General features: G+C 71.7%; 17 protein-coding genes. 10 read left to right on the top strand and 7 right to left on the bottom strand.

Going from position 1 to position 17051, the window contains the following annotated elements:
• Window positions 1-11 precede the first annotated feature (11 nt).
• A complete protein-coding gene (locus ABZ078_RS20370; protein ID WP_356577136.1) occupies window positions 12-1406 on the top strand; it encodes an NADP-dependent succinic semialdehyde dehydrogenase in 1395 nt (464 codons plus the stop codon).
• A gap of 25 nt (window positions 1407-1431) precedes the next feature.
• Entirely contained in the window at window positions 1432-1665 is a 234-nt protein-coding gene (locus ABZ078_RS20375; RefSeq protein ID WP_356577138.1) for a DUF6213 family protein, read from the top strand.
• Window positions 1666-1667: 2 nt separating this feature from the next.
• On the opposite strand, the gene ABZ078_RS20380 is transcribed toward ABZ078_RS20375, so the two are convergent.
• Together ABZ078_RS20380 and ABZ078_RS20385 are read right to left on the bottom strand one after the other, a co-directional pair.
• A complete protein-coding gene (locus tag ABZ078_RS20380) occupies window positions 1668-2279 on the bottom strand; it encodes a transcriptional regulator (RefSeq protein WP_356577140.1) in 612 nt (203 codons plus the stop codon).
• Window positions 2280-2332: 53 nt separating this feature from the next.
• A complete protein-coding gene (locus ABZ078_RS20385) occupies window positions 2333-3559 on the bottom strand; it encodes an acyl-CoA dehydrogenase family protein (RefSeq protein ID WP_356577142.1) in 1227 nt (408 codons plus the stop codon).
• A 185-nt stretch (window positions 3560-3744) separates the two neighbouring features.
• Between ABZ078_RS20385 and ABZ078_RS20390 the strand changes: the two genes are divergently transcribed.
• Complete coding sequence (locus tag ABZ078_RS20390) at window positions 3745-4389, top strand: TetR family transcriptional regulator (protein ID WP_356577144.1); 645 nt, start codon at window positions 3745-3747, stop codon at window positions 4387-4389.
• 33 nt (window positions 4390-4422) lie between these two features.
• On the opposite strand, the gene def is transcribed toward ABZ078_RS20390, so the two are convergent.
• Entirely contained in the window at window positions 4423-4962 is a 540-nt protein-coding gene (gene def, locus ABZ078_RS20395) for a peptide deformylase (protein WP_356577146.1), read from the bottom strand.
• Between the two features lie 111 nt (window positions 4963-5073).
• Between def and ABZ078_RS20400 the strand changes: the two genes are divergently transcribed.
• The 7 genes from ABZ078_RS20400 to ABZ078_RS20430 all read left to right on the top strand — a co-directional run bounded on the left by ABZ078_RS20400 (window position 5074) and on the right by ABZ078_RS20430 (window position 12869).
• Complete coding sequence (locus ABZ078_RS20400) at window positions 5074-6312, top strand: MurT ligase domain-containing protein (protein ID WP_356577148.1); 1239 nt, start codon at window positions 5074-5076, stop codon at window positions 6310-6312.
• A gap of 45 nt (window positions 6313-6357) precedes the next feature.
• Entirely contained in the window at window positions 6358-7086 is a 729-nt protein-coding gene (locus ABZ078_RS20405; protein ID WP_356577150.1) for a glutamine amidotransferase, read from the top strand.
• Window positions 7087-7265: 179 nt separating this feature from the next.
• Window positions 7266-8291 (top strand): 6-phosphofructokinase, encoded by a 1026-nt coding sequence (locus ABZ078_RS20410; RefSeq protein WP_356577152.1) that lies wholly within the window; start codon window positions 7266-7268, stop codon window positions 8289-8291.
• Window positions 8292-8407: 116 nt separating this feature from the next.
• Window positions 8408-9358: a cytochrome c oxidase assembly protein gene (locus tag ABZ078_RS20415; RefSeq protein WP_356577154.1), complete on the top strand. Its 951-nt coding sequence runs from the start codon at window positions 8408-8410 to the stop codon at window positions 9356-9358.
• A 67-nt stretch (window positions 9359-9425) separates the two neighbouring features.
• The gene (locus ABZ078_RS20420) at window positions 9426-10823 is read left to right on the top strand and encodes a DUF6777 domain-containing protein (protein WP_356577156.1); all 1398 of its coding nucleotides are present in this window, start codon (window positions 9426-9428) and stop codon (window positions 10821-10823) included.
• 39 nt (window positions 10824-10862) lie between these two features.
• Entirely contained in the window at window positions 10863-12686 is a 1824-nt protein-coding gene (locus ABZ078_RS20425) for a protein kinase (protein WP_356577158.1), read from the top strand.
• Between the two features lie 12 nt (window positions 12687-12698).
• On the top strand, window positions 12699-12869 hold the full coding sequence (locus ABZ078_RS20430; protein ID WP_356577160.1) for a hypothetical protein: 171 nt from the start codon (window positions 12699-12701) through the stop codon (window positions 12867-12869).
• 3 nt (window positions 12870-12872) lie between these two features.
• Here ABZ078_RS20430 and ABZ078_RS20435 read toward each other — a convergent pair whose 3' ends face one another.
• The 4 genes from ABZ078_RS20435 to ABZ078_RS20450 are packed head-to-tail and all read right to left on the bottom strand — an operon-like array spanning window position 12873 to window position 16973.
• A complete protein-coding gene (locus tag ABZ078_RS20435) occupies window positions 12873-14090 on the bottom strand; it encodes a histidine kinase (RefSeq protein ID WP_356577162.1) in 1218 nt (405 codons plus the stop codon).
• Window positions 14091-14127: 37 nt separating this feature from the next.
• On the bottom strand, window positions 14128-15840 hold the full coding sequence (locus tag ABZ078_RS20440) for a cation acetate symporter (protein WP_356577164.1): 1713 nt from the start codon (window positions 15838-15840) through the stop codon (window positions 14128-14130).
• Between the two features lie 21 nt (window positions 15841-15861).
• Window positions 15862-16221, bottom strand: a complete 360-nt coding sequence (locus tag ABZ078_RS20445) for a hypothetical protein (RefSeq protein WP_356577166.1) — start codon at window positions 16219-16221, stop codon at window positions 15862-15864.
• 2 nt (window positions 16222-16223) lie between these two features.
• On the bottom strand, window positions 16224-16973 hold the full coding sequence (locus ABZ078_RS20450) for a LytTR family DNA-binding domain-containing protein (protein ID WP_356577168.1): 750 nt from the start codon (window positions 16971-16973) through the stop codon (window positions 16224-16226).
• Window positions 16974-17051: the final 78 nt, after the last annotated feature.

The following is a 17051-nucleotide window of genomic DNA, read 5'->3' on the forward strand; positions in this document are numbered from 1 at the left end:
GGAGGTCGGTCATGCCCATCGCAACGGTGAACCCGGCGAGCGGCGAGACGCTCAAGACGTACGAGGCCATGGGCGAGGAGGAGATCGAGCGCCGGCTCCAGCTCGCCGAGGCCACCTTCCGCACCTACCGGACGACCGGCTTCGTCGACCGGGCTCGCCTGCTGATCCAGGCCGCGAATCTCCTGGAAGAGGACCAGCAGGACATCGCCCGGGTGATGACCACCGAGATGGGCAAGCCCATCAAGCAGGCGCGCGCGGAGGTCGCCAAGTGCGCCAAGGCGATGCGCTGGTACGCCGACCGGGCCGAGGAACTGCTCGCCGACGAGGAGCCGGCCGACTCCGACGTGAAGGACTCGGGCGCGTCACGCGTTCGGGTGCGTTACCGCCCACTCGGACCGGTCCTCGCGGTGATGCCGTGGAACTTCCCCCTCTGGCAGGTGATCCGGTTCGCGGCCCCGGCGCTGATGGCCGGCAACGTCGGCCTCCTGAAGCACGCCTCGAACGTCCCCCAGACCGCCCTCTACCTGGAGGACCTGTTCCACCGCGCCGGCTATCCGGAGGGTTGCTTCCAGACCCTGCTCGTCGGCTCCGCGCAGGTCGACGACATCCTGCGCGACGAGCGCGTGAAGGCGGCCACCCTGACCGGCAGCGAGCCCGCGGGCCGCGCGGTCGCCGCCACCTCCGGGGAGATGATCAAGAAGACGGTGCTGGAGCTGGGCGGCAGCGACCCGTACGTCGTCATGCCGTCGGCCGACCTCGACCGCGCCGCCCAGGTCGCGGTGACCGCGCGCGTGCAGAACACCGGGCAGTCGTGCATCGCCGCCAAGCGGTTCATCGTGCACACGGACGTCTACGACGCCTTCGCCGAGCGGTTCGTCGAGGGCATGAAGGCGCTGGTGGTCGGCGACCCGATGCGGGAGGAGACGGAGGTCGGGCCGCTGTCGAGCGAGAAGGGGCGCGACGACCTGGAGGAACTGGTGGAGGACGCGCGGCGCGGCGGCGCGACGGTGTTGTGCGGTGGCCACCGGCTGCGCCGGCCCGAGCTGCCGGGCTGGTACTACCCGCCCACGGTCCTCGCCGGCATCACCCGTGAGATGCGGATCCATCGGGAGGAGGCGTTCGGGCCGGTCGCCACGCTGTACCGGGCGGCCGACGTCGACGAGGCGGTGCTGATCGCCAACGACTCGCCGTTCGGGTTGAGTTCGAACGTGTGGACGCGGGACGAGGCGGAGGTCGACCGGTTCGTACGCGACCTGGAGGCCGGGAGCGTGTACGTCAACGGGATGACGGCCTCCCATCCGGCGTTCCCGTTCGGCGGGGTGAAGCGGTCCGGGTACGGGCGTGAGCTGTCCGGGCACGGAATCCGCGAGTTCTGCAACATCACTACGGTTTGGCACGGTGCGTGAGCGCCGCGCGGCTACGATCCCGGGTGTGAACCGCGAAGTTACTCTGCCGCTGATCGTCGACGACCGCGGGACCCTGCAGGTGGCCGCGGCCGATGTGAGCAAGCTGCTGCGTACGGTGGGTGGTCGGTGGCTGCACCTTGTCGAGGCCGGGGAGGGGCTCGACGAGGACACGGTGGCCGCGTTGACCATCGAGCTGGCGAAGCTTGCGGATCGTATTGATGTGGCGTGCATCGCGCACAGCAGTGGGAGTACGCCGTAGGGCTAGCAGGTCGGTCCCCGCAGCGTCGACCAGAACAGCTCCTCGTAGGACTGGAGCAAGCGGCCGTACTCCCGCGCGCGTGCCTCGTCGACCTGCCCGGCATCCCGTCCCGCCCGGATCGCGGCCGTCGCCCTCCGGTCGAGCTCCGGGGAAGGTTCCGCGAAGAAGTCGAAGAACGCGCAGGCCTCGTCGGTGAAGCCGTAGTGGCGGCGCAGCGCCCCGGCGATCGTTGCGCAATACCCGCCAAAGGCCGCGAAGTTGGCCGTCAGCGCGAGCGCCGCTTCCGGTGGTGAGGCGTTCAGGGCCAGCCAGGCCACGTACGAGGGGTAAGCCTGGCAGCCCGAGAGCGGTTCGTAGGCGGCCGCCCGCGCCTCCGTCACCCCGCACGCGGCCGCGAACGCCCCCAGGCGCTCCCCCGCCAGCACCTCGCCCTCGGCCAGCAGGGTGAAGAAGGCGGCGGACTCGGGGGCGCCGGGGACCGCGCGTTCGGCCAGACGGAGGAAGGCGCGGCGGTCGGCGGGGATCACCCGGGTCTGTTCGAGGGCGAGCGAGGCGAGGGTGGTGCGGTCCGCCTCGCCACGAGCGATCAGGGGTACGAGGGGGTTGGCCGTCATCGACGTCCTCCATCGACTCGGATGCGGGCGACACCGTGAGGCGCCGCGGGGCGCTACCGGATCGGCATACCCGACAACGTCCGCGCGATCACCAGCCGCTGGATCTCACTGGTCCCCTCGAAGATCGTGTAGATCGCCGCATCCCGGTGCATCCGCTCCACCGGGTACTCCCGCGTGTAGCCGTTGCCGCCCAGGATCTGGATCGCCTGGGCCGTGACCTTCTTCGCCGTCTCGCTCGCGAACAGCTTCGACATCGACCCCTCGGCCGCCGTGAACGGCCTGCCGTTGATCGCCATCCAGGAGGCACGCCACACCAGCAGCCGCGCCGCGTCGATCTGCGTGCGCATCTCGGCGAGCTGGAAGGCCACCCCCTGGTTGTCGATGATCGGCCGCCCGAACTGCTCACGGGTCATCGCGTAGTCGAGGGCGACCTCGTACGCCGCCCTGGCCGTACCCACGGCCATGGCTCCCACCGCGGGGCGGCTCGCCTCGAAGGTGGCCATCGCCGCGTTCTTCAGGCGCTCGCCGCCGGCCTTGGCCCGCTCCCGTGCCCGCGCGAGGCGCTCGTCCAGCTTCTCCTTGCCGCCGAGCAGGCAGGAGCCCGGTACGCGTACGTTGTCCAGGATGACCTCGGCGGTGTGCGAGGCGCGGATGCCGTGCTTCTTGAACTTCTGGCCCTGGGCCAGGCCCGGGGTGTTGGGCGGGATGATGAAGGACGCGTGGCCCTTGGAGCCGAGCTCCGGGTCGACGACCGCGACGACCACGTGGACGTTGGCGATGCCGCCGTTGGTCGCCCAGGTCTTCGTGCCGTTGATCACCCACTCGTCCTTGGCCTCGTCGTACACGGCACGCGTCCGCATCGAGGCCACGTCGGACCCGGCGTCGGGCTCGGAGGAGCAGAACGCGGCGAGCTTGACATCGTTGGCGTCGCCGTACATCTGGGGCACCCAGGTGCCGATCTGCTCCTCGGTGCCGTTGGCGAGGACGCCGACGGCGGCGAGGCCGGTGCCGACGATCGACAGGGCGATGCCCGCGTCACCCCAGAACAGCTCCTCCATCGCCATGGGGATGCCGAGGCCGGTGGGGTCGAAGTACTGCTGGGCGTAGAAGTCGAGGGAGTAGATGCCGACCTTGGCGGCTTCCTGGATGACCGGCCAGGGAGTCTCCTCACGCTCGTCCCATTCGGCGGCCGCGGGGCGGATCACATCGGCGGCGAAGCCGTGCAGCCAGTCCCGGACCTCCTTCTGTTCGTCGTTGAGCTCCATCGTGAACTCGGCCATGTCCCCTCCAGCGGCGTACGTGCATGACTGCGTGCATGCTTGTTACTAGCGGTAACCCTAGTTTGTTACCAGCGAGTAGGTAAAGTCAACCCGCGATGACCGGTCGGCAGCCCGTTCGATGGTCGAGGCAGGCTGAGTGCTAGTTTGCGCAGGCGTCATCGATTCACCACGGGTGGGGAGAGCTCATGGACACCACGCAGCGGACCGATCAGCAGCGGTCCGCCGACCGCCGTCGGCGCGAGCTGCTGGAGGCCGCGGACAGGGTGGTGCTGCGCGACGGCCCGCAGGCCTCGATGAACGCGATCGCGGCCGAGGCGGGTATCACGAAGCCGATTCTGTACCGGCACTTCGGCGACAAGGGCGGACTCTACGCGGCCCTGGCCAAGAGACACACCGACGCCCTGCTGGACTCACTCCGCGCCGCGCTGGACGCTCCCGCGGATCGGCGTGAGCGGGTCGAGGCCACGTTGGACACCTACCTCGCGGCGATCGAGGCCCGGCCCCAGGTGTACCGGTTCCTGATGCATCCGGCCGAGGGCGGCCAGGTGGGGGACCAGGGGTTCGACGTAGGCAAGCACAGCGCGCCGCTCCTGCGCCGGATGGGCGAGGAGCTGGCCACCGTCATCGAGGAGCGGCTGGATCTGGGGCCCAACAGTCAGCAACTGGCCCGGGTGTGGGGGCACGGGATCGTCGGGATGATGCATGCCGCCGGGGACTGGTGGCTCGGCGAACGGCCCTGTTCGCGAGCGGAGTTGGTGCGCAGTCTGGCCGACCTGCTGTGGGGTCGGCTCGCCGCGGCCGGGGACAGGATGGGCGGCCCGGGGTTCTGAACCGGCCACGAGGAAGCGGCGGCCACGCGACGCTCAGCGCCCCCACGGCGCCCGCGCGGCCTGCCGCAGCACGCGTCGCCTGCGCCACCCCGTGAGGTGATCGACGTAGACCCGCCCCTCCAGATGATCGCACTCGTGCTGGAGGCAGCGGGCGAAGAAGCCCGTGCCGTGAACCGTCACGGGCTCGCCCGTCATCGTGAACCCCTCGACCACCGCGTGGTCGTAGCGCTCCGTGCCCGCCTCCAGCCGCGGCAGCGACAGGCAGCCCTCCGGACCGCGGATCACCACCCCGTCCGCCTCCACCAGCCGCGGGTTCACCACATGCCCGAGGTGTCGTACGTCCTCGTCGTCCGGGCAGTCGTACACGAACACCCGCAGCGACTCCCCCACCTGGTTCGCCGCGAGGCCCACTCCCTGCGCCGCGTACATCGTCGCGAACAGGTCCTCCACCAGCGTCCCCAATTCGGTGCCGAAGTCGGTGACCTCCTCGCAGGGTGCGTGCAGCACCGGGTCGCCGAGCAGGGTGAGGGGACGGACGCGCCCGTGCGCGCCCGGAATGGAGGCGTTTCGCATGGCCGCAAGGGTACGGCGATTCGGGAGTGCGAATGGATCTCGATAGGCTGACCACCACCACGTTGCCGGCAGTCGGAGGCGCGGCGCGTACGCAAGGAGGATCGAGAACTGATGTCAGGGAACTCGGACCCGCTCACGCCGCGGGCCAAGCTCGCCGTGACCGCGGGCAAGGCGGTCGCGGCGGCATCGCGCGCCGCGGGGCGCGGCAGCGGTTCGGTGATCGGTGGCCGGGTGGCACTCAAGCTCGACCCCGACCTCCTCGCCAGGCTCGCGCAGAACCTGGACGTGGTCCTGGTGTCGGCCACCAACGGCAAGACCACGACCACCCGGCTGATCGCGGAGGCCCTGCGGGCCGCCGGACCGGTCGTGTCCAACGCGCTCGGCGCCAACATGCCGGCCGGCATCACCTCGGCGCTCGCGGGCAGCTCGGACGCGCGGTACGGCGTCATCGAGGTCGACGAGAAGTACCTCGCCGGGGTCGCCCGGGACACCGACCCGAAGTGCATCGCGCTGCTCAACCTCTCCCGTGACCAGCTCGACCGCGCCGCCGAGACCCGGATGCTCGCCGAGAACTGGCGCGAGGGGCTCGCCGGTTCGAAGGCCGTGGTCGTCGCCAACGCCGATGACCCGCTCGTCGTGTGGGCCGCCTCCTCCTCCCCCAATGTGATCTGGGTCGCCGCCGGGCAGATGTGGAAGGACGACGCCTGGTCCTGCCCGTCGTGCGGTGGTGTGATGCAGCGGCCGGGTGACGACTGGTTCTGCGGCGAGTGCGGCTTCCGCCGTCCCACGCCGAGCTGGGCGCTGTCCGGGGACCACGTCCTCGACCCGCACGGCTCCGCCTGGCCGATCCACCTCCAGCTGCCCGGGCGGGCCAACAAGGCCAACGCCGCCTCCTCCGCCGCCGTCGCCGCCGTCTTCGGGGTGCCGCCGCAGGTCGCCCTGGAGCGCATGTACCAGGTGCAGGCCGTCGCGGGGCGCTATGACGTCGTCCAGTTCGAGGGCCGGGATCTGCGGCTGCTGCTCGCCAAGAACCCGGCCGGCTGGCTCGAGACGTTCTCCCTCATCGACCCGCCGCCGACCCCGGTGATCCTCTCCGTGAACGCGCGCAGCGCCGACGGCACCGACACCTCCTGGCTGTGGGACGTCGACTACACGCGGCTGACCGGGCACCCGATCTGTGTCATCGGCGACCGCAAGCTCGACCTCGCGGTGCGCCTGGAGGTCGCGGACCAGCAGTTCCAGGTCTGCGAGAACCTCGACCAGGCCGTGCAGACGTGCCCGCCGGGCCGGATCGAGGTCATCGCCAACTACACCGCGTTCCAGGACCTGCGCCGCCGCGTCGGCAACTGACGGACTCAGACGTACGCACGACGTACTCACAAGGACAGTGACTTCATGAGCGACAACAGTCTGCGGGTCGTCTGGATCTACCCGGACCTGCTCAGCACCTACGGCGACCAGGGCAACGTCCTCGTGGTGGAGCGCCGGGCCCGCCAGCGGGGCCTCGACGTGGCCCGCCTCGACGTGCGCAGCGACCAGCCGATCCCGACCTCCGGCGACATCTACCTGATCGGTGGGGGCGAGGACCGTCCGCAGCGCCTGGCGGCCGAGCGGCTGCGCCGGGACGGCGGTCTGCACCGGGCCGTCGAGAACGGCGCGATCGTGTTCTCGGTCTGCGCCGGCTACCAGATCCTCGGCCACGAGTTCATCAACGACCTCGGGCAGCGCGAGCCGGGCCTCGGCCTGATCGACGTGGTGTCCGTACGCGGTGAGGGAGCCCGGTGCGTCGGCGACGTGCTCGCCGACATCGACCCGCGCCTCGGCCTGCCCCCGCTGACCGGCTTCGAGAACCACCAGGGCGTCACGCACCTCGGCCCCACCGCCCGCCCCTTCGCCCAGGTCCGCTTCGGCAACGGCAACGGCACGGGCGACGGCACGGAGGGGGCGTACAACGACACCGTCTTCGGTACCTACATGCACGGCCCGGTGCTCGCGCGCAACCCGCTCATCGCCGACCTGCTGCTGAAGCTCGCGCTCGACGTGAACGCGCTGCCGCCGACCGACGACCGCTGGTACGAGGCACTGCGCAACGAGCGCATCGCGGCCGCCCAGCAGCCCGCGTAACCCGCGGTCCGACCCGAGGAGAGCAGCCCGTCTGACGCCCCGTCCGCACAGGTGAGCGGGGCCGTCCAGCAGGCGGACGCACGCTTCGGCCCCGCCCCCTGATGCCGCTAGGGTGGCGGGGATTCGAGCCGGACAGCGCGGTCCGGTCCCGGCCCACATTGAGAAGGTTTATTCGGGCTATGCGCATTGGTGTCCTCACGTCCGGCGGCGACTGCCCCGGCCTGAACGCCGTCATCCGGTCCGTCGTGCACCGCGCCGTGGCCGACCACGGCGACGAGGTCATCGGCTTCCGGGACGGCTGGAAGGGCCTTCTGGAGTGCGACTACCTCAAGCTCGACCTCGACGCGGTGGGCGGCATCCTCGCCCGCGGCGGCACGATCCTCGGTTCCTCCCGGGTCCAGCCCTCCCATCTGCGGGACGGCGTGGAGCGGGCCAAGGGCCATGTCGCGGAACTCGGCCTCGACGCGATCATCCCGATCGGCGGCGAGGGCACGCTCAAGGCCGCCCGCCTGATGTCGGACAGCGGCCTGCCCGTGGTGGGTGTGCCGAAGACCATCGACAACGACATCGCGGTCACCGACGTCACCTTCGGCTTCGACACGGCGGTGACCGTGGCGACCGAGGCCCTGGACCGCCTCAAGACCACCGCCGAATCCCACCAGCGTGTCCTGGTCGTGGAGGTCATGGGCCGGCACACCGGCTGGATCGCGCTGCACTCCGGCATGGCGGCCGGCGCGCACGCCATCGTCGTACCGGAACGGCCCTTCGACATCGACGAGTTGACCAAGCGGGTCGGTGAGCGGTTCGCGGCGGGCAAGCGCTTCGCGATCGTCGTGGCGGCGGAGGGGGCCAAGCCGCGGCCCGGTTCCATGGAGTTCGACGAGGGCGGCAAGGACATCTACGGGCACGAGCGGTTCGCCGGCATCGCGCGTCAGCTGTCGATCGAGCTGGAGGAACGGCTGGGGAAGGAAGCGCGGCCGGTCATTCTCGGGCACGTGCAGCGAGGTGGTACGCCCACCGCGTACGACCGGGTGCTGGCGACCCGGTTCGGGTGGCATGCGGTGGAGGCCGTGCACCGGGGCGACTTCGGGAAGATGACGGCGCTGCGGGGGACCGACATCGTGATGGTGTCCTTGGCGGAGGCCGTGGAGACGTTGAAGACCGTTCCCGAGGAGCGGTACGACGAGGCCGAGTGCGTGCTCTAGGGGTCTTGCCGTAGGGGTGCCGAGGCTGTCCCACCCCCGGTCACGAGGGTGGCCGGGGGTGGTTCTACTCTGGGGCGGACAGACTTGCACAACCCCCACGAAACAGGAGCCGGCGGATGGATCACAGCGGGCACGGCACGATGATGGATCTGCCGCCGTTCACGCTGGGGCGGGGGCTTCAGTGGTCGGCGGACCCGTTCTTCCTCGTCGCCTGTCTGGTGGGGCTCGCCCTGTACGCGTGGGGGGTCCTGCGGCTGCGGCGGCGGGGGGACGCGTGGCCCGTGGGGCGGACCGTCTCGTACGTCGTCGGTGTGCTGTCCGTGATGCTCGTCATGTGCACCGGGCTGAACGACTACGGCATGGTCATGTTCAGCGTGCACATGGTGCAGCACATGGTGATCAGCATGCTGTCGCCGATCCTGGTCCTGCTCGGCGCGCCGATCACGCTGGCCCTGCGCGCGCTGCCGCCGGCCGGACGGGGGCGCAAGGGGCCGCGGGAGCTGCTGCTGGCCCTGCTGCACAGCCGTTACATGCGGATCATCACGCATCCGGCGTTCACCATCCCGCTGTTCATCGCCAGCCTGTACGCGCTGTACTTCACGCCGCTGTTCGACTTCCTGATGGGCTCCAAGACGGGGCACATCGCGATGATGGTGCACTTCCTCGCGGTGGGCGTCGTGTTCTTCTGGCCGATCATCGGCGTGGATCCGGGACCGCACCGGCCGGGGTATCTGATGCGGATGCTGGAGCTGTTCGCGGGGATGCCGTTCCACGCGTTCTTCGGTATCGCGTTGATGATGGCGTCGGAGCCGATGGTCGAGACGTTCAAGAACCCGCCCGCCTCGCTCGGCATCGAGGCGCTCTCCGACCAGAACGCGGCCGGCGGTATCGCCTGGGCGTTCAGCGAGATTCCGTCCGTACTGGTGCTGATCGCACTGCTGTTCCAGTGGTACGGCTCGGAACAGCGGCAGGCCAGGCGGAAGGACCGGGCCGCCGACCGGGACGGCGACAAGGAACTCGAGGCGTACAACGCCTATTTGGCCTCATTGAACGCACGCGGAAACTGAGGAAACCGGAAGGCTGCGCCTTTCAGTAGCATGAAGCGCGTCGGGGGAACCGCCGGGGGGAGCGGTGATGACGCTTCGTGTGTGCGTGCGCAGGGCCGGGAAATCGGTGATGCGGAGGATCGCCGTCCTGTTGGTCCTCGTTCTGGTGATCGGCGGGTGCGATCGGGACGTACCGTCGTTCGTGGTGAAGGCGGTGGCCGCGGGGGTCCCGTCGCTCGCGCCCTTCTTCGACGAGGGCGAGAGGCTGGGGCGGGACGCGCAGGTCCGGGCGAGGACGGCGCACGGCGGCCTTCAGCAGGGCGACACTCCTGGTCTGTACGGAGGGTCCGAGCAGCCGGCGATCTGTGACGTCGAACGGCTCGAGGAGTTCCTCACCGATCCCGCGCAGGAGCGGAAGGCGCGGGCGTGGGCGGCCGCGCTCTCCCTCACCACGGCCGAGATTCCGGATTATCTCGATCGCCTCACTCCCGTTCTTCTGCGTCACGACACCCTCGTGAAGAACCACGACTACAAAAAGGGAAAGGCGGCACCTTTCCACGCGCTGCTCCAGGCGGGAATCGCGGTTCTCGTGGACGAGCGGGGTATTCCCGCCGTGAAGTGCTCGTGCGGAAATCCGCTGCGCCCCTTCGAGGGGGACACGACTCGCACAAAGGTCGAGTTCGACGACCGCAACGAGAAGTGGAAGGGATTCGAGCAGTCGTCCGTGGTGGCCGTGCGTCCGGCGACGCGGGAGGTGGTGCGGCTCGCTCTCGTCGACGTCCAGGAACCCGGTCGGGGCATCAACCGTCCGGTCGGCACCACGGGCCAGGACGACACCACGTTCGACACGCGCGAGCGGCGCGCGGTGCCCGACGTCACCGGGACGACGTTCGCTCAGGCGAGTCGGCGGCTGTCCGACCGGGGGCTGGCGGTCGCCCTCGACGGTGGCGGGCTGCCGTCCGACGACGCCCGGGTCACGGCGTCGGATCCACCGGCCGGGACCGAGCTGCGGTTCGGGGCGTACGTGACGCTGAGCGTGGCCGGGGAGACCTCCACCGGACCCTCGTCCACTCCCCCGGGCTCGGGGACGTCCCGGCCCTCGTCCTCCGGATCCGGCGGTTCCAGGCCCGGCAGTCCCGGTCCGACGAGCGGGCCGCCGTCCTCCGGCCCGGCGTCCTCGGCTCCGGTCTCCTCGGCTCCGGCGACCCCCACGCCGCCCTCCTCCGGCCCTCCGGCCGGCTCCACGCCACCGCCCTCGACCAAGGACCCCGCACCCGGCTCACCACCCCCGTCCTCGCCCCCGCCCCCGCCCGCGACCGGCTCACCGCCCCGGACCACCAGCCCGCCCCCGACGAGCGCCCCGGTCACGAGCAGCGCGCCCCCGCCCGAAACCGGCCCGCCCGAAACCAACCCGCCCGCCACCTCCGAACCGGCGACCGGCGCGCCGCCGTCCACGGCCGCGCCCACCGGGAGCACGACCGCCTAGCAATCACGCAGCGCCCCCGCAGAACCCGGGAGTCACGGGATGCCTTCAGGAACACCGACGTCGGGAGTGGGCCGGGTCATCGCCGGCCGTTATCTGCTGCTGAACCGGCTCGGCAGCGGCGGTATGGGCCATGTCTGGCTCGCCCACGACCGCAGACTCGCCTGCGAGGTCGCGCTCAAGGAGATCGTGTTCCGTGACCCGGCCGAGGCCGACGAGCGCGAGGCCCGGGTGGCCCGTGCCCGCGCCGAGGCCCGGCACGCGGCCGGGCTGCGCGGCCATCCGCACGTGGTGACCGTGCACGACGTGCTGGAGCACGAGGGGCTGCCGTGGATCGTCATGGAGTACGTGGCGGGTGCCGTCGATCTTCGTGATCTGGTCGACCGGAGCGGCCCGCCGGCGCCCGCGGAGTGCGCCCGTATCGGGCTCGCCGTGCTCGACGCGCTGACCGCCGGGCACGAGCGGGGCGTCCTGCACCGGGACGTGAAACCGGCGAACATCCTGCTGGCGCCGGACCGCACCGGGGCACCGTACGGCCGGGTGCTGCTCACCGACTACGGCATCTCGGTACGGCCGGACGCCGGTGAGACGCGGTACACGCAGGCGTCGGTGCTGGTGGGCACGTCCGGCTATCTGGCGCCGGAGCGGGTCACGGGCGGGGCTCCCACGCCGGCCGCCGATCTGTTCTCGCTGGGGTGCACGCTGTACTACGGCGTCGAGGGCCGGGGTCCCTTCGACCGGGAGTCGCCTCTGGCCGAGCTCACCGCGGTGGTCACGGAGGAGCCCCGGCCGGCGGCGCGGGCCGGGGCCCTGGGGCCCGTCCTCGGGGGGCTGCTGGAGAAGGATCCGGCACGGCGGATGTCGGCGGCGCGGGCGGAGGCGGCGCTGTCGCGGATCGTGACGCCGGAGGTCGACGCGTATGCGCGGACCCGGACCGACGTCGGTTCACAGCCGCACTGGGGCGGGGCGCCGCCGTCGGGGCACGCACCGGACGTGGCGGGGTCCGGCTCCCCATCCGGCTCCCCGTCCGGCTCCCTGCCCGCGTCCCCCCGCCCCCGCGTCCTGCACGCGGTCCTCGCCGGCCTTCTCGGGCTGGCGGTCGCGGGGGCGGGCGTCTGGTACGCCGTGGCGCAGTCGCCGGGCACGGGCGGGACGGCACGGCCGTACGGCGACGCCGTCGGGCTGGGCGCTCCCCTGAAGGAGGGTGACTGCGTGCTCGCCGGCTGGCCCGGGCCGGTCCCCTTCCGGGGCACGCCCCGGCTGAGCCTGGATCCCAGTTGCCGGGACAAGGCGCCCGACGGGCAGGTGATGGCCTTCGCCCCGGCCGCCTCGGCCGCCGAGGCGCGTGCGGAGGGGCCCGCGGCGTGCGAGGAGCGGACGCAGGACATCCGGGACAGGCTCGCGGACGTCCGCAGCTTCGCCGTCGTGCCGACGGAGGCGGGGTTCGAGCGGGCCGGGCGGCGCACCGCCTGTCTCGTGCTGGGCGCGCACGGGCCGGTGTACGGTCCGCTGGGCGAGCACCGCGAGCCCGGGTCGGCGTTCGCCGACACGGCGACCATGCAGCGCCGGGACTGTCTGGACGTCCGCTCCCGGCGGGACGCCCGCCTGGTGTCCTGCGCGGGCCCGCACGACGAGCAGGTGCTCGGATTCACCCGGCTGAGCAGCGATGTCACCCTGACCGAGGCGCGCACCGAGTCGGACACGGCGTGTGCCCGGGAGGTGCCGCCACGCGACTACGGCTTCGATCCTTCCGTGTACGCGGCCGGCTCCTGGACGAGCGAGGGGGCCTGGAAGACGGGCACTCATTTCGTCGTGTGCACCGTGCGGAGGCAGAACGGGGGCACCATGGAGGGGGACGAACCCTAGGAGGGTGTTGCGATGCCCGGTTCTACGGACGGTTCTACGAAGGCGATGGGGGTGCTCACCGTCGGCGGCCTCGTCGTGGTGACGGCCTACACGGTGGCGCTCGGGAGCAACGGCTGGCTGTGGTTCGGGTGGGTGGTGCTGGGGCTGATCACGCTGGGGATGGTCGTCAGCCGCAGCACCTGAGCCTCAGTCCCGGGTGAGCCGCCCGGCGGAGTGCACCCCCGGCTGGTACTTCGGCAGCCGGGCGGTGATCTTCATGCCTGCCCCCACGGCGGTCTCGATGACGAGGCCGTAGTCGTCGCCGTAGACCTGCCGGAGCCGGTCGTCGACGTTGGACAGCCCGATGCCGCCGGACGGGCTGATCTCGCCGGCGAGGATGCGGCGCAGCAGGGCGGGGTCCATTCCGGCGCCGTCGTCCTCGATGACGACGAGGGCCTCGGCGCCGGCGTCCTGCGCGGTGATGCTGATGTGGCTCTTGCCCGCGGTGGACCCCGCCCTGCCCTCCAGGCCGTGCTTGACGGCGTTCTCGACGAGCGGCTGAAGGCACAGGAAGGGCAAGGCGACCGGCAGTACCTCCGGGGCGATCTGGAGGGTGACGGAGAGGCGGTCGCCGAAGCGTGCCCGCACCAGCGCCAGGTAGTGGTCGATGGCGTGGAGTTCGTCGGCGAGGGTGGTGAAGTCGCCGTGCCTGCGGAACGAGTAGCGGGTGAAGTCGGCGAATTCGAGGAGCAGTTCGCGGGCGCGCTCGGGGTCGGTGCGGACGAAGCTCGCGATCACCGCGAGCGAGTTGAAGATGAAGTGCGGGGAGATCTGGGCCCGCAGGGCCTTGATCTCGGCCTCGATCAGACGGGTGCGGGACTGGTCGAGGTCGGCCAGCTCCAGCTGCACGGAGACCCAGCGGGCCACCTCGCCGGCCGCCCGCACGAGCACCGCCGACTCCCGGGGCGCGCAGGCCACGAGCGCGCCGTGGACCCGGTCGTCGACGGTGAGCGGGGCGACGACCGCCCAGCGCACCGGGCAGTCGGGGGTGTCGCAGATGAGCGGGAACGCCTCGCCGCGGCCCGACTCCAGAGGGCCGGCGAGCAGTCCCATGATCTCCGTACGGTGATGGCCGCCGACGCCGTCCCAGACCAGGACCTTCTTCTGGTCGGTCAGGCACAGCGCGTCGGTGCCGAGGAGCGAGCGCAGCCGGCGGGCCGACTTGCGGGCGGTCTCCTCGGTGAGGCCGGACCGCAGCGGGGGCGCGGCGAGGGAGGCGGTGTGCAGGGTCTCGAAGGTGGCGTGCTCGACCGGGGTGCCGAGGCCCCCGAGGTTCTGGGGGCGGGCGGTGCGCCGGCCCAGCCAGAAGCCGGCGGCGAGCAGCGGGAGGATCGCCACACACAGGCCCGCGATGAATCCGCTCATGCGGTCACCGCCACGCGTCGTCCGACGAGAAGGCCCGTCATGCCTTCACCTCCGCCCGCAGTTCCTCCGGCAGATGGAACCGCGCCAGGATCGCCGCCGTCCCGGCCGGCACCCTGCCCGGGGTGGCCAGCGACACCAGCACCATGGTGAGGAAGCCCAGCGGCACCGACCAGAGCGCGGGCCACGCGAGCAGCGCGTGCAGCGTCCCGGAGCCCGGGAGGCCCGCCATCGTCGCCGCGACGGCGAGCAGCGCCGAGCCGCCGCCCACCAGCATCCCGGCGGCCGCGCCGGGCGGGGTCAGCCGCCGCCACCAGATGCCGAGGACGAGCAGCGGGCAGAACGAGGACGCCGACACGGCGAAGGCGAGGCCGACGGCGTCGGCGACCGGGAGCCCGCCGACCAGGACGCTCGCGGCGAGCGGGACGGCCATGGCGAGGACCGTGCCGAGCCGGAAGTGCCGTACGCCCCGGGACGGGAGCACGTCCTGGGTGAGCACACCCGCGACGGCCATGGTCAGGCCGGAGGCGGTGGACAGGAACGCGGCGAAGGCGCCCCCGGCGATCAGTGCGCCGAGCAGGTCGCCGCCGAGGCCGCCGATCACGCGGTCGGGCAGGAGCAGTACGGCGGCGTCCGCGTCGCCGCTGAGGGTGAGTTCGGGGGCGTAGAGGCGGCCGAGGGCGCCGTAGACCGGGGGCAGCAGGTAGAAGGCGCCGATCAGGCCGAGGACGGCGACGGTGGTGCGGCGGGCGGCGACGCCGTGCGGGCTGGTGTAGAAGCGGACGACCACGTGCGGCAGGCCCATGGTGCCTAGGAAGGTGGCGAGGATCAGTCCGTACGTGGCGTACAGCGGGCGTTCGCCGCGGCTCTCGGCCTGCGAGGGCGACAGGTCGCCGCCCGCTCCGCGGTCGCGTTCGGGGACGTCGGCGCCCTTGGCGAAGGTGAGGCGGGTGCCGTCCTCGACGCGGTGGGTGCCGGCGGGGAGCCGGATCCGGTCGTCGTCGTGGGCGCGGCCGTCGATCGTGCCGCTGACGGTGACGGTCAGCGGTCGGTCGAGCTTGAGGTCCAGGGTGTCGTCGACGCGCACGACACTGCGTTCTCGGAAGGTCGCCGGTTCGTCGAAGGCGCGGCTGGGGGCGCCGTCGCCCTGCCACGCGAGGATCAGGAAGAGGGCGGGGACGAGGAGGGCCGTGAGTTTGAGCCAGTACTGGAATGCCTGCACGAAGGTGATGCTGCGCATGCCGCCGGCGGCGACGATGGCGACCACCACGACGGCGACGATCACTCCGCCGAGCCCGTCGGGCGCCCCCGTCAGCACGGTCAGCGTCAGCCCGGCGCCCTGGAGCTGGGGCAGCAGGTACAGCCATCCGGTGCCGACGACGAAGGCGCCCGCGAGTCGCCGCACCGCCTGGGAGGACAGGCGGGCCTCGGCGAAGTCGGGGAGGGTGTAGGCGCCCGAGCGGCGCAGCGGGGCGGCGACGAACAGCAGCAGGACCAGGTATCCGGCGGTGTAGCCGACGGGGTACCAGAGCATGTCGGGGCCCTGCACGAGGACGAGGCCCGCGATGCCTAGGAAGGAGGCGGCGGAGAGGTACTCGCCGCTGATCGCGGCCGCGTTGAGGCGGGGGCCGACGGTGCGGGAGGCGACGTAGAAGTCGGAGGTGGTGCGGGAGATGCGCAGGCCGAAGGCGCCGACGAGGACGGTCGCCAGGACGACGAGGGCGACTGCGGGGACGGCGTAGCTGGAGTTCACGGCCCTGGTGTTTCCTCTGGCTCAGCGGTCTTCGACGAGCCGTACGAAGTCCCGCTCGTTGCGCTCGGCGCGGCGTACGAACCAGCGGGCCAGCAGGACGAGCGGGGCGTACAGGCCGAAGCCGAGGACCGCCCATTCCAGGTGGCGGGCGTGCGGCATCGCGGCGAAGAGGAGGGGCAGGGGGCCGACGAGGAGGCCGAGGACGGCGAGGACGGCGAGGGCGGTGCGCAGTTGGCTGCGCATCAGGGAGCGGACGTAGGTGTGGCCGAGGGTGGTCTGCTCGTCGATCTCGGTGCGCGGGCGGTAGTAGCCGGAGACGCGGCGGGTGCGGCGGGGCGGGCCGGTGACGACGACGCGGCGGTCGGCGGGGCTCAGCGGCATGGTCACGGCCTCCTCATCAGCAGGTCCCGCAGTTCACGCGTGTGCCGGCGGCTGACCTGGAGTTCCTCGGAGCCGACCATGACGCTGACGGTGCCCGCGTCGAGACGGAGTTCGCCGATGTGGCGCAGGGCGACGAGATGGCGGCGGTGGATGCGGACGAAGCCGCGGGAGCGCCAGCGCTCCTCCAGGGTGGACAGGGGGATGCGGACGAGGTGGCTGCCCTTGTCGGTGTGCAGCCGGGCGTAGTCGCCCTGGGCCTCGACGTGGGTGATGTCGTCGACGGCGACGAAGCGGGTCACTCCGCCGAGCTCGACGGGTATGTGGTCGGGGTCGGGCTCGCTCACGGGGATGCGGGGCGCGCTGTCGCGGAGCTCGAAGGCCCGTCGTACGGCTTCGGCCAGGCGTTCCTTGCGGACCGGTTTGAGGACGTAGTCGACGGCCTTGAGGTCGAAGGCCTGGACGGCGAAGTCCTCGTGGGCGGTGACGAACACGACGAGCGGCGGGTTGGCGAAGCCGGTGAGCAGCCTGGCCAGGTCGAGGCCGTCCAGGCCGGGCATGTTGATGTCGAGGAAGACGACGTCGATGGCCTCGGGTCCGCCCGGGCCGGACTCCAAGGCCCGGTTGATCCGGCGCAGCGCCTCGGTCGCGTCGCCGGCGCCCTCGGCGCTGCCGACGCGGGGGTCCGCGTTCAGCAGGTAGAGGAGCTCCTCCAGCGAGGGGCGTTCGTCGTCGACAGCCAGGGCACGCAGCATGAATCCGGAGTGTATGAGCAAATCGCACGCCTGCACACGTGCGGACGTGCGGACGTTCCCGCTGGATACAGTGCCGCC

Origin of the sequence: Streptomyces sp. NPDC006385, assembly GCF_040612485.1 — a bacterium.
Lineage (GTDB): Bacteria > Actinomycetota > Actinomycetes > Streptomycetales > Streptomycetaceae > Streptomyces.